This window comes from Maribacter spongiicola (assembly GCF_004364165.1).
GTDB lineage: Bacteria > Bacteroidota > Bacteroidia > Flavobacteriales > Flavobacteriaceae > Maribacter > Maribacter spongiicola.
The window spans coordinates 318384-341042 of the sequence record NZ_SOAY01000010.1 but is presented as its reverse complement, the minus strand read 5'-3'; the positions used below and the strand labels follow the sequence as shown (position 1 = coordinate 341042).

Here is a 22659-nt window from a genome sequence, read left to right as displayed (position 1 = left end):
TATTATTCCGACTCTAAATCCATCCTTTTCATGGCTGTAGATGCTAAAATAAAAGCCACTAAGAGAAATATAGCGGCCAAAGCATATGGTGCGCCAGGAAAGTAAATGGATGCCTCTGGTCGTATAAAATAATAAAATACAGGAGCAAAGATTAATTGACCGAGTATGGCAGTAATACTAACCAGACCGGTAATAGATCCTTGCAAAATACCCTGTTCCTTTTCAGACACCTGATTAGAAATTAAACCCTGTACAGTAGGACCAGCAATGCCACCTAATGCATACGGTATTAAGAATGCATACAGCATCCAAGGTTCTTTGGCGAATGAAAAAAGAAACATACCAACCGTCCAAAGTAGAAATCCGAATATGATGACTTTACGCTTTCCAAATTTCGTTACAATTTTTCCGACTAGATATCCTTGTACAATAGCCACAAAAAGACCAACTACCATTAGCGACAATCCTATTTGTTTCGGATTCCAATCATATCGCTCAATACCGTAATACGACCATGTTGATGGCAATGCCTGACCAGCAAGATTCGCTAAAAAGAAAGCAGATATCAATAATAAGATGCCTTTATAGTTTCGTAAGGCGAATAAAGAAACCCCGGGAATCATTTTTGAAAAATTGATTTGCCTTCTATTCTCTGGAGTCAAAGATTCAGGCACAAAGAAATAGCCAAAAAGGAAATTGGCAAACGTTAAACCAGCAGCAATGTAAAATGGAAGTCGAATATTAATCTCTCCGAAAAATCCGCCAATACCCGGCCCGATTATAAATCCGATTCCGAATGCCGCACCTATCAATCCGAAATTCTTTGCCTTATTTTCTTTGGTACTTACATCAGCAATATAGGCAGAAGCAACAGTAAAACTAGCGCCTGTAATACCTGCTAAAAATCGCCCCAAAAACAACCAGGTAATTGTTGGCGCCCAAGCATGAATCAAATAATCTATACTTAAACCTAAAAGGGCTATAAGCAATATGGGTCTTCTTCCAAATCTATCGGATATTTCACCCAATACGGGTGAAAACAAGAACTGCATACCTGCAAAAGCAGTAGTCAACCACATGCCATAGATAATAGCCATATGATTACCCTCTCCCGTTAACTCCATAATCAAATCAGGAATAATAGGAAGGATAATACCAATACCTATTACATCTACAAGGATAGTTATGAAAATAAAAAGTAATGCGGTTTTTTTAGATTTCATGGTCAAGACAAAAGTCGGGTAAAAAAAGTAATCTTAAAGCTATAAAAGCAAAAACCCCACTTTTAGGTGGGGTTTAAAAATATTAATTACCTAGTTGCAATGAATCAACTGGAACAAATCCATATGTAGCTGTACCCAATTTTTTGCCTGCAAAACATTTTTCTGCTTCGTCTTGTAGGTATAAACAGAAACTACCTCCGTCTCTAGCTTTTTTCAACATACCTGTTTTTGCTTCAATATATTGTTCGAAACGAAAATATTCACCTAACTTTTTACCATCAATACGGTCTCCGAACATTCTTCCTTCTTCTAAATCTTCAACACCTTCTGGCAATGGAATGGTCTTATTATATAAAGTAATATAGCCTCCTATTTTTTTTCCTTTTTTACTTGACATAATAACATAGCCCGGCGCTCGCCTTAAATTTCCAGCTGCTTTTGACTGAAATTCGAAATCATCAATAATTTTTTGTTTAGCCTCAAGTGCTATTCTCTCATCTCTTATCATTGCCTGTTCTACGCCATTATCTAGAGCAAAATCATAACCATATTCGATTAAAACCTTAGAAAGATTGCGATAAAAAGTCTGCTTACTAAACTGCATATCTCCTTCTAGGTTAACTATATGCATATTAGAATCGTACCCTTTTAGAATATACTCATTCTTATCAGAATCTGGCAAAGAAATAATATTTGCAACTAACCTCTTATCTGTATCGTAAATTTTTACATAAAACTCAGCCGAATTAGCATTAACTCCTTTTAAAGACTCTACAGTTCCAAGAATCTTATCGTCTTCCTTATTATAAATAATACCCTTCTCAATACTACTTAAGGCACTTCTTTCCCTAATGCCTTCTTCTATAATTTTATATTTAATACTATTTTCTGCTAGAATATATGATTCTTTTGCTTCATTAAACATTGTCCTATATTCTTCTGTTAAGTTTTTACGATCTACTTTAAAGAATTCATCTACGTTTTCGATCCCATTTAAAGTGATTAAATTATATTTTTTAGACAACAATTGGGTTATTGCATTTTCATCTCTAGCACTACCAGATAAATATTCCATTTTAATTTCACTCCGCCTTTTATTTTCAGAAACCGCAAGCCACTTTAATGTTTCATCTGTACCTGCAAGCTCTGCTACATAAAAATCTACTTTTAGTTTCTTATTATCCTTAAGAGAAGTATACGTATATACTCCATTATTGATTTTTACTATAGCAACAGGCACTTTATCAAATAATACCTGGTTATCCTTTACTTTTATTTTACCACCAAAACCTTCATCTAATCCTGAAATATCTGAACCTCCATTTCCAGTAGCATCTTCTTTATACTTACTGGTTCTTGGTTGAGAGAAAAATTGGTCTATTTTATCTTGTCTAAAACCATTACCATCATACAACCCATATGTTTTTATAAGAATTTCTGCGATAATCTTAGGATGACTAAGCGACATCGAGAGCATACTATAATCAACAGTATTAACTTGAGAATAATTATTAGATGTTATCGTCATCCAATTAAATTCAAACGGCCTTGTAGACCCGTTTGCTATATCTACATCTGCTTTTAATAGTTCATTACCAGATAAATCTTTAAATGAATAAACAATTTCTGATTTGTTAATTGCTTCTATAACCCCAACTTCGATATTATCTAATAAGATTTTACCTTTTTTAATCTTAACCTTTTGAGCAAATGAATTAAAACAAAAAAACATAATCAACAATATAATAATAGTCCTATTCATAAAATATCAATTTTTTTAGATAATATATGAATATAATACTAAATAACTTTCGTTCCTATAATTATTAAAAACTAAAAAACCCTCGAATAAATACGAGGGTTCTTATTTTATAAATGTAAAATAAACTTTACATCAGAATATTAGTTATTCAATGCTTCTGCACCACCAACGATTTCTAAAATCTCGTTAGTAATAGCTGCTTGTCTTGCTTTGTTGTATGTTAATTTCAATTGATCACGCATTTCTGTTGCGTTATCTGTTGCTTTGTGCATGGCAGTCATACGAGCACCGTGCTCACTAGCGAATGAATCTCTAATGCCTTTATACAATTGTGTCTTTAAAGATTTAGGAATCAATTGTTCAATGATTTCTAATTTCGTAGGCTCAAAAGTATAATCTGCACTTGCAGTTACTTCAACTTCCTCTAATGGAACAATAGGTAAAAATTGCTCTGTCATTACAATTTGAGTTGCCGCGTTTTTGAATTTGTTATACACAATTTCAATACGGTCATATGTACCAGCAGTAAAAAGTTCCATTAAACTCTCAGCAATTTCAGCGACATTATCAAAAGTTAAGTCATCATAAACACCACTGTGATTAGCGATAACATTAAAACGTTTTCCTAAAAAGTCATTCGCTTTTTTACCAATAGCAATAAAATCAACTGATTTACCAGCGTAAACATTATCTGCTAGATGAACCGATTGCTTTAAAATATTGGTATTAAAAGCTCCACAAAGACCTCTATTAGAAGTAACTGAAACCACTAAAACCTTGTTTACGGCACGATTATCGGCATAAACACTACCAGAATCACCTTCTAAACTAGCACTTAAGTTTTGTAGTAGCTCCGTTAGTTTATCTGCATAAGGTCTCATTGCTGTAATAGCATCTTGCGCCTTTTTCAATTTAGCAGCAGATACCATTTTCATAGCACTGGTAATCTGCATCGTTGAAGAAACCGATGAAATCCTATTACGTATCTCCTTTAAATTTGCCATTTTATTCGGTATTTAGTATAAAGTCCAAAGTATTAAGTAATTATAACACTTTGTACTTCATACTCAGTACTCAGTACTTTTTTAGTTCTTATATTTCGCAGAAAGCTCTTTACATACAGAAGTCAATGTATCTGTAACCTCATCGGTTAATTTACCAGACTTTAATGTATCAAGAACACCTCTGTGTTTAGCGTTCAAAAACTCTAAGTAATCACGTTCAAATTCTTTTACTTTCTCAACAGGAACATCTCTTAACAAGTTCTTAGAACCTGCATAGATAATTGCAACTTGATCTTCTACAGTATAAGGATCGTTCTGTGCTTGCTTTAATATCTCAACGTTTCTACGTCCTTTTTCAATAACGTTCAACGTAGCTGCATCTAAATCAGAACCGAATTTAGCAAACGCTTCCAATTCACGGAATTGTGCTTGATCCAATTTCAATGTACCTGCAACTTTCTTCATTGATTTAATCTGAGCGTTACCACCAACACGAGATACAGAAATACCTACGTTAATTGCCGGTCTTACACCTTGATTGAATAAATCTTGCTCTAAGAATATCTGTCCGTCAGTAATAGAAATTACGTTTGTTGGGATATAGGCAGAAACGTCACCCGCTTGTGTTTCAATAATAGGCAAAGCCGTTAAAGAACCACCACCTTTTACCATTGGCTTTAATACCTCTGGCAAATCGTTCATTTCTTTTGCGATATCATCGTCATTGATAACTTTTGCTGCACGCTCCAATAATCTAGAGTGTAGGTAGAAAACGTCACCTGGGTAAGCCTCTCGTCCCGGAGGTCTTCTTAACAAAAGAGAAACCTCACGGTAAGCTACCGCTTGTTTAGATAAATCATCATATATAATCAATGCAGGACGACCTGTATCACGGAAGTATTCTCCAATAGACGCTCCAGTAAATGGTGCATATACTTGCATTGGTGCAGGATCAGATGCATTAGCAGCTACTATAGTAGTATAAGCCATTGCTCCTTTATCTTCCAATACTTGAGCGATACCGGCAACAGTAGATGCTTTCTGACCTATGGCAACATAGATACAGTAAACAGGCTCACCAGCATCATAAAATTCTTTTTGGTTTAGAATGGTATCGATACAAACTGTAGTCTTACCAGTTTGACGGTCACCAATAACAAGCTCTCTTTGACCTCTACCAACTGGGATCATCGCATCAATTGCTTTAATACCAGATTGCATTGGCTCGGTTACAGGCTCTCTGTAAATTACCCCTGGAGCTTTACGCTCTAATGGCATCTCATAAGTATCACCGGCAATAGGTCCTTTACCATCGATAGGGTTACCTAAAGTATCCACTACACGACCAACAATACCTTCACCTACTTTTACAGAAGCAATACGTTGTGTACGTTTTACGGTATCACCTTCACCAACTGATTTAGAAGGCCCTAAAAGAACCACCCCAACGTTGTCTTCTTCAAGGTTAAGAACGATACCTTCAAGTCCGCCTTCGAACTCAACCAATTCTCCGTATTGCGCGTTCGCTAATCCGTAGATTCTTGCGATACCATCACCAACTTGTAATACAGTACCTACTTCGTCTAAGGTAGCGGTAGCATCAAATCCAGATAATTGTTTCTTTAAAATTGCTGATACTTCAGCGGCTTTTACTCCTGCCATTTTTAATTAGATATAAGATATTAGGCATTGAATGTAACCATTCTTAGCCTTATATAGTTATTATAGACTATTTGAAAATTCTCTTTTTAAATTACTAAGCTTGTTGCTTACGCTAGCATCATACTGTAAATCTCCAACCCTTAAGATGAAACCTCCAATGATACTTTCGTCAACTTTACTTTCTAGGGTAACTTCATTACCTGTAAGTTCAGCGACCTTCTTTAATATTTTTTTCTCCATTACGGCATCTAAAGGTACCGCAGTTGTAACGTAAGCTACATCTTTACCTTTTAATTGCTCATTAAGGATAATGTATTTTAAGGCAACTTCGTTTAGCATTCCTAAACGCTTGTTGTCTACCAACATATTTATAGTACCTTCTGTAATTGAATGACTACCCTTGAAAATTTCAAGCAAGGCATTCTTTTTCATAGTACCAGAAACAACCGGACTAGCCAATACATCTTTTAGTTCTTTACTATCTGAAATAGTAGCGGCGATTGAACGCATATCTTTCTCAACAGCATCCAAGGCTTTATTTTCCTTGGCCATATCCAATATTGCCTTTGCGTAACGTAATGCAGCTCTAGATTCGCTCATTATTTCTTTTAGTTAAGTTTTATATCGCTCAACATTGAATCAACCAATTTCAATTGCTTGTCATTGCTAGATAAATCCTCTTTCAATACTTTTTCTGCTATAGCTACAGACAATTCTGCAACTTGACTTTTAATGTCAGCAACTGCAGCTTTTTTCTCGCTTTCGATTGCACTCTGCGCTTGCTTCAACATTTTATCGCCTTCTATCTTCGCTTGCTCTTTAGAGTCAGCTATCATTTTTTCTTTGATCTCACGCGCTTCTTTTAACATCCCCTCACGTTCAGCGCGAGCTTCTTGAAGCATCTTTTCATTATCAGCCTGTAAGTTCTGCATATCTGTACGTGCTTTATCAGCAGCAGCTAATGCCTCTTCTATACCAGCTTCTCTTTCGTTCAAAGAGTTCAATATTGGTTTCCAGGCAAATTTTACCATTAAGAAAATCAATCCTAATAATAATATTGTTTGAACTATAAACAAACCTGGTGAAAAATCGTTCAATAAAACTTCCATATCCTAATCTTTAAAATCTAAATCAATAATTAAAAAACATTTCCTGTAACCAACCGTTACAGGAAGATGTCTTTGGGTTTTAGTGTTCTTATTTTCCTAAGAACAAAGCACCGAATGCTAAACCTTCTAAAAGTGCCGCAACGATAATCATCGCAGTTTGAATTTTTCCTGCCGCTTCTGGTTGACGAGCAATACCTTCCATTGCTTTACCACCGATTTGACCAAGACCTAGACCTGCTCCGATAACGATTAAACCTGCTCCAATTAAATTGTAAGTTACCATACTAATTGATTTATATAATTAAATTAAAAAACTCTTCTTAAATGAAGTCTGCTCTTACATCTTCTGTATCGGCTACTTCGTGACCAGAGTCATCATGTTCATGATCATGGTCGTGCTCCGCAACTGCCATACCTATAAACAAGGCAGAAAGCGCAGTAAATATATATGCTTGCAAAAAGGCTACTAAAACCTCAATAAGCGTAATAAAAAATGATAATACCAATGATAGACCTGTAGCACCTGCTACACCTAAACTCTCTTTCAATGTAAACATAATTGCAATTAAGCTCATTACTACAATGTGCCCTGCAGATATGTTTGCGAACAAACGAACTAACAATGAAAATGGTTTAATAATAAATGCACCAGCTAATTCTATAATTGCCAAAATAGGTTTTACGAAAACAGGAACTCCTGGCATCCATAAAATGTGCATCCAGTAATCTTTATTTCCACTAACCGTGTATATGATCAATGTGAATATAGCCAAACAAGCTGTTACCGCTATTTGTCCTGTTACGTTAAATCCGAATGGAGTAAGTCCTAATAAATTCAATACCCAAATAAAGAAGAAAACCGTTAATAGATATCCCGTAAATTTTCTGTAATGCTTTTCACCAATATTAGGTCTTGCAATCTCATCTCTAACATAAAGTACTAAAGGCTCTAACACTCTACCAAAACCGGTAGGTATTTTTTTCTTTCCGTATTGTTTCGCCAGTGATGAAAAGGCCAATAACATAAGTAATCCTACCAACAACACCCCAACAACACTTTTGGTAATAGAAAAATCTAAAACTTTATGTGCATTAGTAGCATGGTGCTCTTCATCAAAATTCACTGAAGACGCTCCAGCATCCAATTCATATATTTTGCTATGAAGTTTAACGAATTTAGAACCGTTTTTTTCAACAATTACACGTCCGTTATCATCATGATGAAATTCTGATGACATAAAAGTTGCCAATCCGTTGCTTGACCAAAGAATTACCGGTAATGGAAAACCAACATGCTTTCTTTCACCTGAATCAGCAGTATATGAGAACAAATGAAAATCATGAGAGTCTTTAAGGTGATGTAAAATATACTCATCTACCTGCTCCTTAGAGCTAACCGCACCTTCTGGCACTGTATCTGATACCGCAAAACTTTGTAACGAAAAACAAAGTATTAGAAGTTGTAATAAGGTTTTAATCGTATTTGAAACTTGCATCATTAGTTCTATGTCAAAAAAATTAGCTCCTAGAAATTTTGCGCAAAAGTAGTTAATTATTGCATAAACTACCCAATTTTAAAGCTTTAAAATTTAGAGTCTTTTTTTGCGCATTATTTTGGAAATAAAAAACACTTCTAGAAACAAAAAAATAATCACCGGTATAAGCAGCGCGCCCCTATATATTTGAGGCATAATCAGTTCACCCAACATGTAGGGATAAAACAACGCGGCAAAAATTGTAATCTTAAAAACCAACACACCCATATACATAAAACCCAACTGATCAAAAAATGAATTGTTTTTTGAGGCAATTAAGAAAATGATCACCAATGCAAGAGAAAACAAGAAATGAAAAGTGTATGCTTTGATTAAAAGCGGACCAAAATAAGTTGGCGGATCTAACAAAGCGAGATTTTGCAGAAAATAAGAAGTCGCGCCCACAATAGTGAACACGACTATATATAAAATGATATTTTTTAGCAACGTTTATTTATTTAACGCCATAACTTTTTTTATGACTAAATAGATAGACAAAAATACGGCAAGTAATGTAAATGTGTCCTCTAAAAACGTTTTTTCAAATTTTTGATCTAACCACTCCCCTAAAAGATTGCCCAAGAAAATAGTGACACCCATTTGTATGGCAACACCCGATAAGCTTGCGGCATTTCTTAAAAGTTCAGAATTATCATTACGAGGCTTTTGCGGCTCCATTATTAGATGATTTAAAACCTGCACCACTAGCGCCTTTACTACCGCCCATTGTACAAGAAGCATTAAATGTAGCACCTGGCTCAACAGCCAATTTATTTACCGATACCGTGCCCTCTATTACTGCAGATGATTTTAACGATAATAAGTCAGACACTAAAAGTTCACCATTAAAGCTACCTTCTATATCTGCATTTACACATTCTACTTTACCATGAATGTAACCATCTTTACCAATAACAACTTTTCCGGAGGTTTTTACATTGCCATCTAGCTTACCATCTATACGAAAATCTGCTTCAGATATGATATCTCCTTTAATTTTTGTATTCTTTTCTATTCTGTTAGGTTGACCTCCTACTTCATTCATAGTTCTAGGTTTTTGTTTGTCTGAAAACATTGTTCACGGTTTTGGGGTTAAAAGCGTATTTCTATAATCGATTATATTCTTGTGTACTTGTATGATCTTATAGTTCTCCGATAAAACTACAAAATTCTCATCAGCAACTCGGTAATCCTTATTGTTTTTTAGTAGCTCGGCATACCCAAGTGCAAAATCCTTAGATTTAAATCCGTGTACCACTACAAATTGGTCTTCTAGATTATAAATATCTCTAGAAACTATATTTTTATATCTAAGGTCTACGATAGATTGCTCTAACAATTCCATCAACTTTAATGCTTGTTCGGTATTACTTCTTCTAAATGGGAAAACTACTTTCCAGTTCGATGTTCCTTTAGAATCTGTCTCTGGTGAAAACTCTTTTTGTTCTAACTTCGGAAGCTGCTCTGCAATCATCTGTTCCGCCTTTTTACCTTCCGGATTATTAGGATACGTCAGTGCCACATAATTCAATGCTTCTTTAAAAGGTTCAAAACCTTGAAGCCTGCCTATTGCATTTGCCTTCAGCATTTCAAATTTTGGAACTATAGGATCACCTGTAAATCTGTTGATATTTTCTTCAGACCCTGTAATTACCTGTAAATACTTTTGGTCTTTATACTGTTTGAACAAATTCTCATAGCGCTTTTCTGGACTATCAGAATTATCTGCCAATACCGCTTGCGGATTCAATAGTATCTCTGCATATCTAGAATCTGCATGGTTGGCAATAATATCTGCCTTCATAGTCTCTTTCAACGGACTATCAACTTCTTCGTATATTTTATACAAATTATATTTTGAAGGAAGAATCAATCGTTCTTCTGCATTAGATGCCAATACATCTTCTAATTTACCAGCTGCCAACAAGTTCTCGTTGAACTTCTCTTTATATATTAATCCTAATTGATAGTTGGCAAAATTACGCTCTGTCTTTAAGCTATCTATTACGGCAACATCTGTAGGTAAACGATCCATGTAATAGTCTAACGAGAATAACTCATCTTCACTTATGACACTTAAACTATCGTTAACACCTGATGCATCTTGTAATGCAACATTTTCAGTATTAATTACTGATTTATCTGACCAACGCCAATCATCGGTTAATTCTCTATTGCCCCAGCGATTTTTAAAATCATTTTGACCGTAACCTAAACTGGTAATGTTATAGAAATAGAACTTTCCTTTGTTCTCTTTACCACCTTTACTATTAGCAAATGCAGCGAAACCATCGGTAATCCTTTCTTTTTCTTTTTTCTGTGCAGCTTCTTTTGCTTTTTGTAATTCTTCAATATGCTTTCCGAAATAAGCCAATTGCTCATCTTTAGGCATTTGATATATTGTAATTACACTGTCAGAATATTGAACGATGTCTTCGTATTTAATAACGTCTTCTAAATTGTCGCGCTTCTTTTTAATGGAACGAAATTTTTTGGTGTTTTCATTAAGGTTGGTCAATACACTATCATAATATGCACCAGCCGGTTTATACACACTTTCATCAAAATTATATTCCGCCAAATTCTCATAATTAAGCGCATTTAATTTTGGCTTGTTTTGCGAAGCACGTAAAGATTTATTGAAATATAACAACGCCAGACTATCAGATTCTTGCTTTAAATGAAACTCTGCCAATTGTCTGTAAATGCCATCTAAAAATGGTCTATTCTCCCTATTCAATTCTAATTTGGTCAAATACTCCAACACCTCTTCTTTGTTTTCAGCAGTAACCTCGGTATTCTTTAATTTTTCAATTTTTGCATTGATCATGTAGACACGCGGCGACTTTCTGTTTAATTCAATCACCTTGTCAAATGCGTTATTAGCACTGTCTTTAAAGCCCAATTGATTATACAACTGACCTATAATATAGTAATACCTACCTCTTTCTGGATTTTTTGTAGTGTAGTGCGATGCTATTTTAAGATTTTGAACAGCCGTATCTGGTGCATTCAAATTAATGAACGCCTGTGCCATCATTGCTCTTGCATCGGCATATTCTTGGTCTTTTAAACGCTCGTATTTCATTAAGCGCTTTAAGTTCTTAATGGCTAGATCATCATTTTCTAATCTTATGTTTACTTTCTCTCTCCAAATACTAGCTTCGTTCAGCTTATCGCTTTCAGAGTATTTATTTAAAATATAGTTGAAAGACTCTAATGCCGGAATATAACGCTCATCAAAATACCTAGCTTTTCCTAAAAGAAGAAAAGCTTCATCTATTTGTGGGTTTCGTTCTTCATCCTTAATATCCATACTATGGCGCTGAACAGCTTTGGTCGCTTTTTCTTCCGCAATAAGAAAATTAGGATTGTTGTCTTCTGAGTCGAGTTTAATTTCGCCGCTAACTTCTAAACGTTCCACAGGTAAGACTTCAAAATAATCATCTTGATAGGTTTCGTTTAAAGTTTCCCGACCTTTTTCAAAAGCAATATTACCATTATACAAGGTATTGTATTTGGTATTGAGCGCATGCCAGTTACGGTTTACGAACTTGTCTTTCTTAACAGAACATGCACTAAAAAGCATACTCGCCAAAAGACCCGATAAAATAAGTTTGTTTTTAAGATTCAAAATAGTTGATCTACGTATGTATGTTTAACTTAAAAACAGCCATATTATTATACCGTTCATCGGTAAACCGCATATTTATTTTTAAGCATTCGTAACATTTATAGACCACTACAACAAATTTTTACCGACTATGTAGTTTGTTTTGAATTATAATGAACAGGTATTTATCTAAAAACCGCACATAATCTGATCAAATACATCTTCATCGGATTTTAGTTAGGTCTCCTCAAAATATAGAAATGAAAAACCGACCTAGTGGTCGGTTTTATACATTTTAATGCTATTTGCATAAAGTGTAATTCGTCTGATCGAAAAAATATTGAAAAATCTTTAAATTTTTAAACATATGTAGATCTCGACTTCAATCGGACGGACATATATCTATTTATTATTCCACTACCGGAAGAGCACTTTCTGCACCAAAGAACACCTCTAGCTCTTTCAATGTTTCTGTAGATGTTTTAATGTCTTTTACCACCTCACCTTTGTTCAATACCACAATACGTTCGCAAACTTCGGTTACGTGAATTAAATCGTGACTAGATACTAAAACGGTAACATCTTCTTTTGCGGCAAGTTCTTTAATGATTTGCTTTAAGCGAATTTGCGTTGTTGGATCTAAATTTGCAAAGGGCTCATCTAGAATCACAACTTTAGGATTTCCTATAAAAGAAGCTACTATACCCGCTTTTTTCTGGTTTCCTTTAGATAAATCTCTCAAGTATTTCTTTTGACCTAAAATTTCACCGTGAAAGAAATCTTGATACTGTGCTAAAAGCGCATCTACATCTGCTTTATTTTGCCCGCGAAGGTCACCAATGAAGTAGAAATACTCTTCAGCAGTCAAATACCCGATCAAAAAGGTTTCATCTATAAAAGATGATGTAAACGGTTTCCAATTTTCACTGGTGTTTACTTGCAGCTCATTATTAATGATATGACCTGTACTTGGTTGAATTAAATCTAGTAACAAACTAAATAAGGTGGTTTTACCTGCCCCGTTATTACCCACCAAACCGAAGCTTTGTCCCGTTGGAATGTTTAAGGATTCTATATTTAGTACTTGTTGTGAACCGTATTTCTTTGATAAATTTCCTATTGTAATCATAATCTTGTTATTTACTTCGGCTACGCTCAGCAACCGCTTTGTTCGTTATTGGTTATTGGTTATTGGTTATTGGTTAAAAGAAATCAAAATCGACTATATCTGTCTGAATAACTTATTATCAATTCGCAAACATTCAATTTACTTATCCCTTCAACTTTATACTCTTTACTGAATTCTTTAAGTTTTCCAAAATATTCTCCCTAAGTCTAAAAATGTTCAAAATGAAAGTGAAGTTCTATAACTCACAACTCCAAAAAAAACCTTTTTTACTTTGTACTTGTTACTTAATACTCAGTACTTAATTAATCAACTCGCCTTCTCTTTAAAACCTGCAATCATTCCGTATTTCTTTTTCTTGTATTGTTCCGTTATCAACCCTAGTAAATAATTCTTCATCGCAAAACCGATGATACCTAGAACAGATAATACTCCCACTGCCACTTCTAAACTAAAGATGTAATAGAAGATGGAAAATATAATTATAGGAACTATCAAAACCGGAAGCATTACCAAAAACTGAGTAGCACTTGCACCTTGCATATTACCAAACGGACTCTGATCTAATTCGATTCTTTTTTTGTTGAAGGACCCAAAATATAAAATGACCGGTATATTTACTCCTAGATTATACAATGCACAACCAAAATTGATAGCTAAGGCATCCCAACCGAAGTAAACATAGGGTAAGGTCAATAAAAACATAAATACTACACTTACCGTAATTAAAGATACTTTAGATTCTAAATACTTACGCATAGGAATATTTTGCGACATCATCATGCTATAATAACTACTATCCCAAGCAGGAATAAACTGACCGAAATTACTTAAGAAAATACCTGTCATAAAAACGCCAACAAAAGCTTTCATCGGCATCATACTACTATACACATCTTGAGTGTAAAATATCAATCCGTAGAACACCATAAGTAAGGAAATATAAACTTGAGACTTCGTTCTTTTATTTCTCCAAATCATTTTTAGATCAAGCTGCAAGAAAGAACCCATCTCTCCAAAACGCTTTGTCCAAGACATATCTGAGGTATTTGCCTCTACTGCCTTTGTTTTAAGCTTTGCATCTAGATAAATCTTATCTCGCAAAAACTTATAGTTCACATAATATATAAGAGCTGCCAAAGCAATAGGAATCAATACCGTAATTGGGTATGCATAAAGCGCATGAAAAACAGGAGCAAAAAACTCTTTTATAGAGAACACCCCAAAATAATCTAATCCGTAACCTAAAGCAAGAATACTCCCTATGCCAATAAGAACTTTATCATTCTTATTAACAAGCAAATTCATATAGTTAATACTTAATACAATGCCCATAATACCAACTATCCATAGTAAAACATTTAAAAAAGGGTAGTCATTAAATAATAATACAATTGCAAAGGGCACAACAAAGAATAACGTCAATAAATTATAGATAGAGGCCGCTGATCTACCTAATATATAATGTGCAATGGTACTTTTCTTAACAGGCGTGGTCAAAAATGGTTTTATATCCATCACTGGAAGTTTCTGCATGAAATACCTTAAAAATAATTCAATTAAAATCCAGTAAATGAAATATTGGCTAATGCTCCACATTGGGCTCTGATCTGGGAATATTTCTTTTAAAAGAAAGTACATTCCGCCACCGGTAACTGCTAGCGATAAAAGCAGGTATACACCCATAAAGCCCATAAAAATTTTTATTCCCAGGCTTTTACCAAGGTTAGAGGACCTAAAAAAGGATTTCCATTGTAAGGAAGAAAAACGTTTAAACATTCGGTTGGTTTTAGTATTCAGAATATAAGTAAGAAAAATCTTGAGTTTGTTACAAGATAATTGAAGATTATATTTCTAAGCTACTTACAATAGACCGTAATTAATTTATCGTTTTAAAGTAAAATGCCCTGTAATTATTTGATTATCAGAATATAAATATTTAAACCAATAATCTGATTCGGGAAGTAAAAATCCGTTCGAAGTTCCATCCCATCCTTTTGAATTTGGGCTAATCTGTTTCAATAGTTTACCATATCTATCGTAAATAAATACTTGAGAATCTGGATACAGTTCACCACCTATGATATTCCAAAATTCATTTTTTCCATCTCCATTGGGAGTAAAAAATCGCTGATAACCAATGGCAATAACATCTTCCGATATAACCCTGCACTCCAATAAATCTCTTACATATATCGTATGCTCACCGGGAAAGACCACAAATTCATTACTAGCTTGATAGTTATCACCATCTACCGAATACTCAAAAGGTCCCGTTCCTGTCGCGTTAATTGTAATATCTATCTGATCTGAAAATCCGTTAACCTCAACTTCCATAGTTTCTGGTGCTCCAGATGATAAAACCTCAAATGATTGGGAGTTTTCACAACGGACTCCGTTTGTAGTTTGGCTTACGGTTAATTGATATGCACCTAAATCAGACACATTTAAATTTCTTATGGTACTTAGTTCTACACCATTAGAATTTTGCCAAGACCAAGACTCAAAATCTCCGCCATCAATTACTAAAGCTGGACTATCGGGACAAATAACATAGCGTTCTTCTAAAATGGGCTGTGGTAAAGAGTTGATGATTATTTCAAAGGATGTAATTGCAAAACAACTTTGTAAATCGGTTCGTTCTACCCGTGCATATATGGTTTCTTGTGCTTGTGAAGTAGAATACACTTCCCCATTAACAGCATTTGAATCGTTTTCGGCATCTGCTTGTGATGTATAATAGCGAACATTAAACTCAGCTGCTGCCTGACCATCTAAAATCTCAACATCTTTTTGGGTAAAATTTATTGACTGATTACTAGTTTCATCATCACAAAGAATTATTGATAATGGAGTTTGTGCAAAAGGAGTGTCATATACCGAAATATTAAAACTATCGGTAACCCTGCAAGTTGTGTTACTATGGTTTTCGATACTATAATATATAGTTTGAGGATTTGAGGTGTTTTGATACAAACCATTAATTTCATTTTGAGCTAAATTCGCATCCGCTAAATTCTCATAATAATGAACGGTAAAATCGTTTGCATTTTGGTTTCCCAGTATTTCTGCTCTCTTTTGATTAAAATCAAATGATGATAATTCATCATTATCATCATCACAAACATTCCAATCTGTGACTATCTGTATTTGCGGGGAATCAAAAACTTGCAACTCAAAACTAGTTGTTGCATAACAATTCATATCCGTTGCATTTTGTGACCGTACATAAATACTTTGGTTATATGCTATGGTATTGGTAAACGAGTCTGAAACAGCATTTATACCTGCTTCTGCATTAGCTAAAGTAGTATGGTATGTTAGTGTTAAACTACTTGAGTTTTGCGTGCCTATGATTTCTGTTTCCGTATCACTTAAAGTAAAAGTTGCAAAACCATCATTGTCATCATCGCACAACTCTAAATTATTTGGCGTATTCGCTACGACTCCTGCACTTACTTCTATGGTAAAACTCTCAGTTTTATAACAATCGGTATGTGTGGTGTTTTGTAGACGAGCAAATATTTCTTCAACAGCTAAAGAATTGGTATAGTTAAGCGGCAGAGGGTTGGTGCCAGAATCAGCATCGGCCTGAGAAGCAAAATAAGCTACATCAAAAACAGCTTCATCTTGACCATTAAAAATCTCAGTGTTCTTTTCAGTTAAATCAAAAGTGTAAAATCCATCAAGGTTATCATCACAAATGGTCCAATTGGTAATTGTTCCTAAAGTAGGTTCTAGCTGGGCAATAACATTAAACTGGGTTATGTTAAAACATACTGGATTATTACTATTGGAAACTCTCGCATATACTGCGGTACTACCCAAAGGAAAATCATAATTCAATGCTAACGGATTACTATTTGCATCTGCATCAGCCTGAGATAGATAAAAGTTAACTACAAAATTAGTCGGGTTTTGAGTTCCTAAAATTAAAACATCCAAAGTAGATAAATCTAAAGTATAGATATTTTGTTCAATGCAACTTTCTATATCATTTATTGTTGAAGCTAAGGGAGTTTCAAAAATGGTAATATCCTTAGTTTCTGTTTGTGTCTCTTTGGGTGTTGTTACGGTAACTGACACCGTGTAATCCCCTGCCGAAGCATATGTATGACTTGGGTTTTCTAAACTAGAGGTATTACCGTCACCAAAATCCCATGTAGTGGAAACTGGATTGGCACTGATAGCACTTTCAAAAGTTGTAGGGCTACCTTCACAAAAGTCTTCTGCTTCAATATCAACCTGAAAATAACTACTAATAAATGGTGGTAAACCGTTTACACTTAATCTACCACCTAAATCAACTGCATTATAATTTAGGTTACAGGCTAAACCCTGCAAATTTGGATTTTCGATTACACTAAGTGTTGGTTTTAAATAGTCTCCTATATAGATTTTACCATCTATCCCCAATTGAATTGCATGTCCGCCATTATCTTCGGTATCAATTGAAACCCTAGACGCCCTAATATCGGCAGCAGCTGTATCATACTGAAGCAAATCCCATTGACTTCGATTTGCAACATATAAAAATCTACTGTTAGGGGAAAATTCTACACCGTAAAATAGCTTATACGCTTCGCTAAGGTCAAAGAGGTTTAGCGCATTACTTAGTACGCCAGTGGCTGAGTCAAAATCTAACAGTTCTGTAGTAAGGCCCATATGCGCAACTGCCACTTTTGTTCCATCGGGAGATGCTTTGATATAACCTGGCGCATGAAATCTAGATTGAAAAAAATAGGTGCTTAAATTAATACCTACGTTAGATATTACCGGGTTGATATCTAAACCTGCTGGAGAAACCCTATAAGCAAAAAAAGCATCCGTATAAGCATCGTGTGTCAATACCCAAATATCGGTGCCATTAGCATGACTTACAGCCGTAAGTTTTTCTGTAGCAGGGGTTACCAATTGTATGTTCTTTTGAATTACATCTCCAAAACCACCTGCCAAAGAAATATCTACCAAAGAATAGTTGATACCATTCTCACCCTTTAATTGATCAGCTGTAAAAATATAAAACTGTGTTGCAATACCAGGATGAGGAACTATAATTGCAGATTGTGCCGCAGAAGGATCACCAAATAATCCCGTTCCGTTGGGCATAGGTATGTGGTTGCGGTTCCAAACGGTTATACCATCGGTGTAAAATAATAAAGCACCATTAAAATCTGAAATGACTGCACAGCCTTCATGGGTATTTATCTGCCCATCTAACAACGCTACCGGTGCACCACTATTAAAATCAAGCCCCGCATTTTCGCCAAAGTACCAAATCGCGGCTTCTTTTTGGGCTTGTAAAGCATACGTAGAAAATAAAAGAATGAAAATCGAGAGAAACTTTTTCAAGTATAAGTAGGTTTATTGGTCTTGCGCTAATATAAGAATTACAACATATAACGTAAGTAAAATACTTCATAGTGTTTATAATGTCGGTAATTTGTTCATTTTACTAAACCTATCATATAATTAATTTAGAAATCATTCATACGACCTATCCTTTCCTTAAATAATACTTCGTATAACAACCATAAAATAAACACGCTCTTTCTCTTAAATGAGATACTTCAATACTATTTGATAGTACAAAAAGTTAAACAAAACGCAGTAAAACTGACTTTTTTGACAAATGTCATATTTTATCGCAAAAGCATGCTTAATTTTGTAAATCGATTTAAAGAAACGAATATATGTCGCATTTTCACCCATTAACGGTTAAACATATTAAGAAATTAACGCCAACCTCTGTTGCCGTTACGTTTTCAATTCCGAAAGAATTGGCACAGACTTTCACCTTTACGGCGGGTCAGTATATCACGATTAAAAAAGAGATCAAAGGAAAAGAACTTAGAAGAGCATACTCTATAAGTTCATCACCTGAAAAAGATGGCATCACTATCGGTATTAAAAAAGTAGATAATGGCGGATTCTCTAACTACGCCAATTCAGAATTAAAAGTTGGTGATACCTTAGAAGTAATGGAGCCAGAAGGTCGTTTCGTATTCAATACGACCAATGACGTTCAGAATATTGCTGCTTTTGCTGCAGGTAGTGGTATTACACCAATTATGAGTATTGTAAAGTCTGTTTTAGATAGTAACCCTAAGAACAAATTTGTTTTGGTTTACGGTAACAAATCGTACGAAGAGACCATGTTCTATACAGATTTGGTAAAATTAGAATTAGAATATGCCAATCGGTTTTTTGTGTACTTCACTAATAGCCAAACCCGTGAAGACAAGGCTTTATTTGGTAGAATAGATACCTCAACAGTAAACTATGCACTATTGAACAAGCATAAAGATGTTGATTTTGATGGATACTATCTATGTGGTCCAGAAGAGATGATCCGTTTAGTTCAAGACACTTTAATAGAAAATGAAGTGGATAAGGATAAAATCCATTTTGAGCTTTTTACTCCTACAGAGATAAAAGAAGAATTACCTGTACAGGCAGATGGTCAAACATCGGTTACCGTTCTTGTTGACGATGAGGAATTTCAATTCACGATGGATAAAAAGACGGTTATTCTTGACGCCGTTTTAAAAGAAAATATAGATGCACCATACTCTTGCCAAGGCGGAGTTTGCAGTAGCTGTATTGCCAAAGTAACTGAAGGAAAAGCAGAAATGGTGATGAACCAAATTTTAACGGATAAGGAAATAGCAGACGGATTTATTCTTACCTGCCAAGCACACCCAACTACATCTACTATCAAGGTAGATTATGATGATGTCTAATCTCCTTAATCCCCGAAGGGGAAACTTATAAGAAGTAAAAATTACTTCTAAAACGTCATTACTTCACTACGTTGGTAATGACGTTTTTTGCATTATTTTCTTACTCCAAGTCAAAATAAAATTTGATTGAGTTATCCTTACTAGGGCGTTGAAATATCTTTGATAGCTTTTTCAATTCTCACAAACTATGACCATCGAAATCATTGGAGTTTTTATCATCATCGCTGCGGTAATTATTCTGTTTGCGTTTGAGATTTTTCCGATGGATAAAATATCCTTCTGCATCATTGCTGCCTTATTATTAACAGGCTTGGTATCACCAGAAGAGGCTGTTAGCGGATTTTCTAACAAAGCGGTCATCACCATTTTATGCTTAATGATTTTAGCGATCGGATTAGAAGAGAACGGCGCAATTTCTTACTTAGCGAAAGGATTAAAAATTTTAAAGAACTGGCCCGTTGTTTTAGCAACGGTTGCCATTATGCTAATTGCAGGTAGTATTTCTGCCTTTGTAAGTTCAACCGCTGTAGTAATTGTTTTTATAAAGATAGTTGCCGAGTTACGAGAAAAGTATCAACTACCACCAGGAAAATTATTATTACCCATATCATTCGCAAGTATTCTAGGAGGAAGCTGTACTCTTATGGGAACTTCAACCAACTTATTGGTCAGTAATATAGCCGCAAGGTACACAGGCGAAAAACTCGGTTTTTTTGAATTTTCACTCATAGGAGGCACTTTTTTGATCATTTCTATAGGAATTATAGCCGTTTTCTATCGTTTTTTACCAAAAGATAATGGCGACCTTTCAGACAATTATGACCTTGACCGCTATCTTTTGACATTGACTATTGAAAAAGATTCCCCGTTAGTTGATACGCCCATTGGGGAAAGCTTTATGTATAAAGAAGCTGACATAACGGTGTTACGCTTGTCTAGATATGGCTACGATCAAAATCTTGATAATCATGATTTACTGATTAAACCAAACGATGTCATTCTTTTACATTGCAGTTTAGAAAATCTTCAAAAAATGCGTGGTGAAGGGTATTTTGAGGTCGATTTAGCCGAAAAAGACCATTTTACATCTACAAAAAGCACTCAAATTAAGAAAGTAGCAAATTCTAAAAACGATAATGAGGAATCAAAAGAAGAAAAAGATGAAAGCTTATTATTAGAACTTCTTCTATTACCCGGTTCACGTTTTTTGGGTAGAAATTTGTCTGAGTTGAAAACTATGTTGATACCAAGAGCTATTCCACTTGGTGTCAATAAAAGAAAGAAGTTACGTATTCTACAAAATAGATTACACCAAAGTAATCATGAGTTTACAAAACTTCATGTCGGGGATCGATTATTGATACAAACTAAGCCAGAATACGTTTCTAACTTTGAAAACAGCAACAATCTGGCTGTATTGAACCAATATGAAGGTCGCACACCTGCTACTCCATTTAAAAGAAATCTATCGATCTTAATCCTTGTAGCAACCATTGCCATGGCAGCAACTGGGGTTTTTGAAGTAATGACAAGTGTAATTACTGGAACCTTGGCTATGCTTCTTTTTAAGTGTGTAGAATTGAATCGTATTTACGAGAAAATAAACTGGCAAATTATATTCTTATTGGCAGGTATGATCCCGCTAGGTATCGCCATGAGCAATGCCAAAGCAGACACGTGGATCACCGAAGAACTATTGGCATTAATGTCTGGTCAGCAACCTATATTTATTATTGGCTTGTTATTTTTGACTACCATGGTTTTAAGTAGTGTCGTGTCAAATAATGCTACCGCTATTATAATGGCACCTATAGGAATTTCACTTGCTGGAGGATTAAGTCTTGATCCAAAACCATTTATTCTTTGTGTAATGTTCGCTGCGAATTTTAGCTTCTTTACTCCCTTAGGTTATCAAACCAATGCCCTAATTTATAGTATGGGAATCTACAAGTTTAAACACTTTCTAGTGATTGGAGGAACAATATCTTTGGTACTGTGGATTGTTGGCACACTACTGTTGAGTTCCATGCTTTAGAAAACGAATTATTCCGAGAATACGGCTTCAAATTTTCTAACTGCAGCTTCATAACCAATGGCATAAGCTTTTTCAATACCTCTTCTATCCAAAAGTCCAATATGCTCCAATTCTTTAGATTCGAGAACAAGGTGGCAGTTGTTTATTTTTTGTCGATTGATGGCATAAATCATTAATCCTGTTACTCTTCCTGTTAATTGAAATGAGTTGTTTAAGTGTTTTTTCTCTAGTTGGGAAACTACAGATACATTACTACCAATTACATAATCCACTTTTGGCAGAACCGCTTCAGACGGAAAGTTATTCATGATTCCTCCATCGGCATATAATTCACCCTTATACTCAACGGGACTAAAAACGGGTGGTAATGCGGCCGATGCCAATAAAGGTTTTATCAATTCACCTTGATTAATAAAAAGCTCTTCACCTTTCTGCAAATTGGTTGCTACTACGTGAAGCTCTCTATTTAAAGCCTCAAAACTATCATCTGGAAAATACTGTTTAAAGGAAGCTATATAACTCTCGCTATTCAATAAACCCGGTTTGGCGACCGCGAAATAATTATATTTAAAAAGTGGTGTTTCCTTAAAAAACTTGAGCATATCAACAACTGGTTTATCCGCCGCATACAACGCTCCTACCAAAGCTCCAATACTACTACCGGAAACTACCTTGGCTTCAATACCAAATTCTTGCATTGCCTTTATAACACCTATATGCGCCATACCTCTAATGCCTCCACCGGAAAGCACCAAACCAATGGACTTAGAACCTAATTGCATCTAACTAGAATTAATTTCAAAAAAAATGCCGAACGGATACTATTATCCGCTCGGCATAAAATTAG

General features: G+C 34.9%; 18 protein-coding genes. 2 read left to right on the top strand and 16 right to left on the bottom strand.

Annotated elements, in window-relative coordinates; all coding sequences use genetic code 11:
• Positions 1-2: 2 nt before the first annotated feature.
• The 15 genes from CLV90_RS02100 to CLV90_RS02035 form a co-directional block, all read right to left on the bottom strand.
• Positions 3-1223, bottom strand: coding sequence for a TCR/Tet family MFS transporter (locus CLV90_RS02100; protein ID WP_133685867.1), 1221 nt, complete (start codon positions 1221-1223; stop codon positions 3-5).
• An 82-nt stretch (positions 1224-1305) separates the two neighbouring features.
• On the bottom strand, positions 1306-2985 hold the full coding sequence (locus CLV90_RS02095; protein ID WP_133685866.1) for a hypothetical protein: 1680 nt from the start codon (positions 2983-2985) through the stop codon (positions 1306-1308).
• A gap of 140 nt (positions 2986-3125) precedes the next feature.
• Positions 3126-3989: an ATP synthase F1 subunit gamma gene (gene atpG, locus CLV90_RS02090; RefSeq protein WP_133685865.1), complete on the bottom strand. Its 864-nt coding sequence runs from the start codon at positions 3987-3989 to the stop codon at positions 3126-3128.
• Between the two features lie 81 nt (positions 3990-4070).
• Positions 4071-5651, bottom strand: a complete 1581-nt coding sequence (gene atpA, locus CLV90_RS02085; protein WP_133685864.1) for a F0F1 ATP synthase subunit alpha — start codon at positions 5649-5651, stop codon at positions 4071-4073.
• Between the two features lie 60 nt (positions 5652-5711).
• Positions 5712-6251: an ATP synthase F1 subunit delta gene (gene atpH / locus CLV90_RS02080; protein ID WP_133685863.1), complete on the bottom strand. Its 540-nt coding sequence runs from the start codon at positions 6249-6251 to the stop codon at positions 5712-5714.
• An 8-nt stretch (positions 6252-6259) separates the two neighbouring features.
• Positions 6260-6760 (bottom strand): F0F1 ATP synthase subunit B, encoded by a 501-nt coding sequence (locus CLV90_RS02075; protein ID WP_133685862.1) that lies wholly within the window; start codon positions 6758-6760, stop codon positions 6260-6262.
• Positions 6761-6848: 88 nt separating this feature from the next.
• Positions 6849-7043: an ATP synthase F0 subunit C gene (gene atpE, locus CLV90_RS02070; protein ID WP_027065438.1), complete on the bottom strand. Its 195-nt coding sequence runs from the start codon at positions 7041-7043 to the stop codon at positions 6849-6851.
• A 37-nt stretch (positions 7044-7080) separates the two neighbouring features.
• Positions 7081-8256, bottom strand: coding sequence for a F0F1 ATP synthase subunit A (gene atpB / locus CLV90_RS02065; RefSeq protein ID WP_133686996.1), 1176 nt, complete (start codon positions 8254-8256; stop codon positions 7081-7083).
• A 93-nt stretch (positions 8257-8349) separates the two neighbouring features.
• Positions 8350-8742, bottom strand: coding sequence for a DUF6168 family protein (locus CLV90_RS19595; RefSeq protein WP_407943366.1), 393 nt, complete (start codon positions 8740-8742; stop codon positions 8350-8352).
• 3 nt (positions 8743-8745) lie between these two features.
• Positions 8746-8973 carry an AtpZ/AtpI family protein gene (locus CLV90_RS02060; RefSeq protein ID WP_036150997.1) on the bottom strand — a complete coding sequence of 76 codons (228 nt, stop codon included), beginning with the start codon at positions 8971-8973 and terminating at the stop codon, positions 8746-8748.
• Positions 8951-9370 carry a bactofilin family protein gene (locus CLV90_RS02055; protein ID WP_133685861.1) on the bottom strand — a complete coding sequence of 140 codons (420 nt, stop codon included), beginning with the start codon at positions 9368-9370 and terminating at the stop codon, positions 8951-8953. Before CLV90_RS02055 ends, CLV90_RS02060 begins: the two co-directional genes overlap by 23 nt.
• A 3-nt stretch (positions 9371-9373) precedes the next feature.
• Positions 9374-11884: a type IX secretion system periplasmic lipoprotein PorW/SprE gene (porW, locus tag CLV90_RS02050; protein WP_407943376.1), complete on the bottom strand. Its 2511-nt coding sequence runs from the start codon at positions 11882-11884 to the stop codon at positions 9374-9376.
• Between the two features lie 433 nt (positions 11885-12317).
• The gene (locus CLV90_RS02045) at positions 12318-13037 is read right to left on the bottom strand and encodes an ABC transporter ATP-binding protein (protein ID WP_133685859.1); all 720 of its coding nucleotides are present in this window, start codon (positions 13035-13037) and stop codon (positions 12318-12320) included.
• A 306-nt stretch (positions 13038-13343) separates the two neighbouring features.
• A complete protein-coding gene (locus CLV90_RS02040) occupies positions 13344-14813 on the bottom strand; it encodes a DUF5687 family protein (protein ID WP_133685858.1) in 1470 nt (489 codons plus the stop codon).
• A gap of 105 nt (positions 14814-14918) precedes the next feature.
• A complete protein-coding gene (locus CLV90_RS02035) occupies positions 14919-18386 on the bottom strand; it encodes a T9SS type B sorting domain-containing protein (protein WP_133685857.1) in 3468 nt (1155 codons plus the stop codon).
• A 341-nt stretch (positions 18387-18727) separates the two neighbouring features.
• Between CLV90_RS02035 and CLV90_RS02030 the strand changes: the two genes are divergently transcribed.
• Both CLV90_RS02030 and CLV90_RS02025 read left to right on the top strand, forming a co-directional pair.
• Positions 18728-19777, top strand: coding sequence for a ferredoxin--NADP reductase (locus CLV90_RS02030; protein WP_133685856.1), 1050 nt, complete (start codon positions 18728-18730; stop codon positions 19775-19777).
• Between the two features lie 187 nt (positions 19778-19964).
• The gene (locus CLV90_RS02025) at positions 19965-21812 is read left to right on the top strand and encodes an SLC13 family permease (RefSeq protein ID WP_133685855.1); all 1848 of its coding nucleotides are present in this window, start codon (positions 19965-19967) and stop codon (positions 21810-21812) included.
• 8 nt (positions 21813-21820) lie between these two features.
• On the opposite strand, the gene CLV90_RS02020 is transcribed toward CLV90_RS02025, so the two are convergent.
• Positions 21821-22594, bottom strand: coding sequence for a patatin-like phospholipase family protein (locus CLV90_RS02020; RefSeq protein WP_133685854.1), 774 nt, complete (start codon positions 22592-22594; stop codon positions 21821-21823).
• Positions 22595-22659 lie beyond the last annotated feature (65 nt).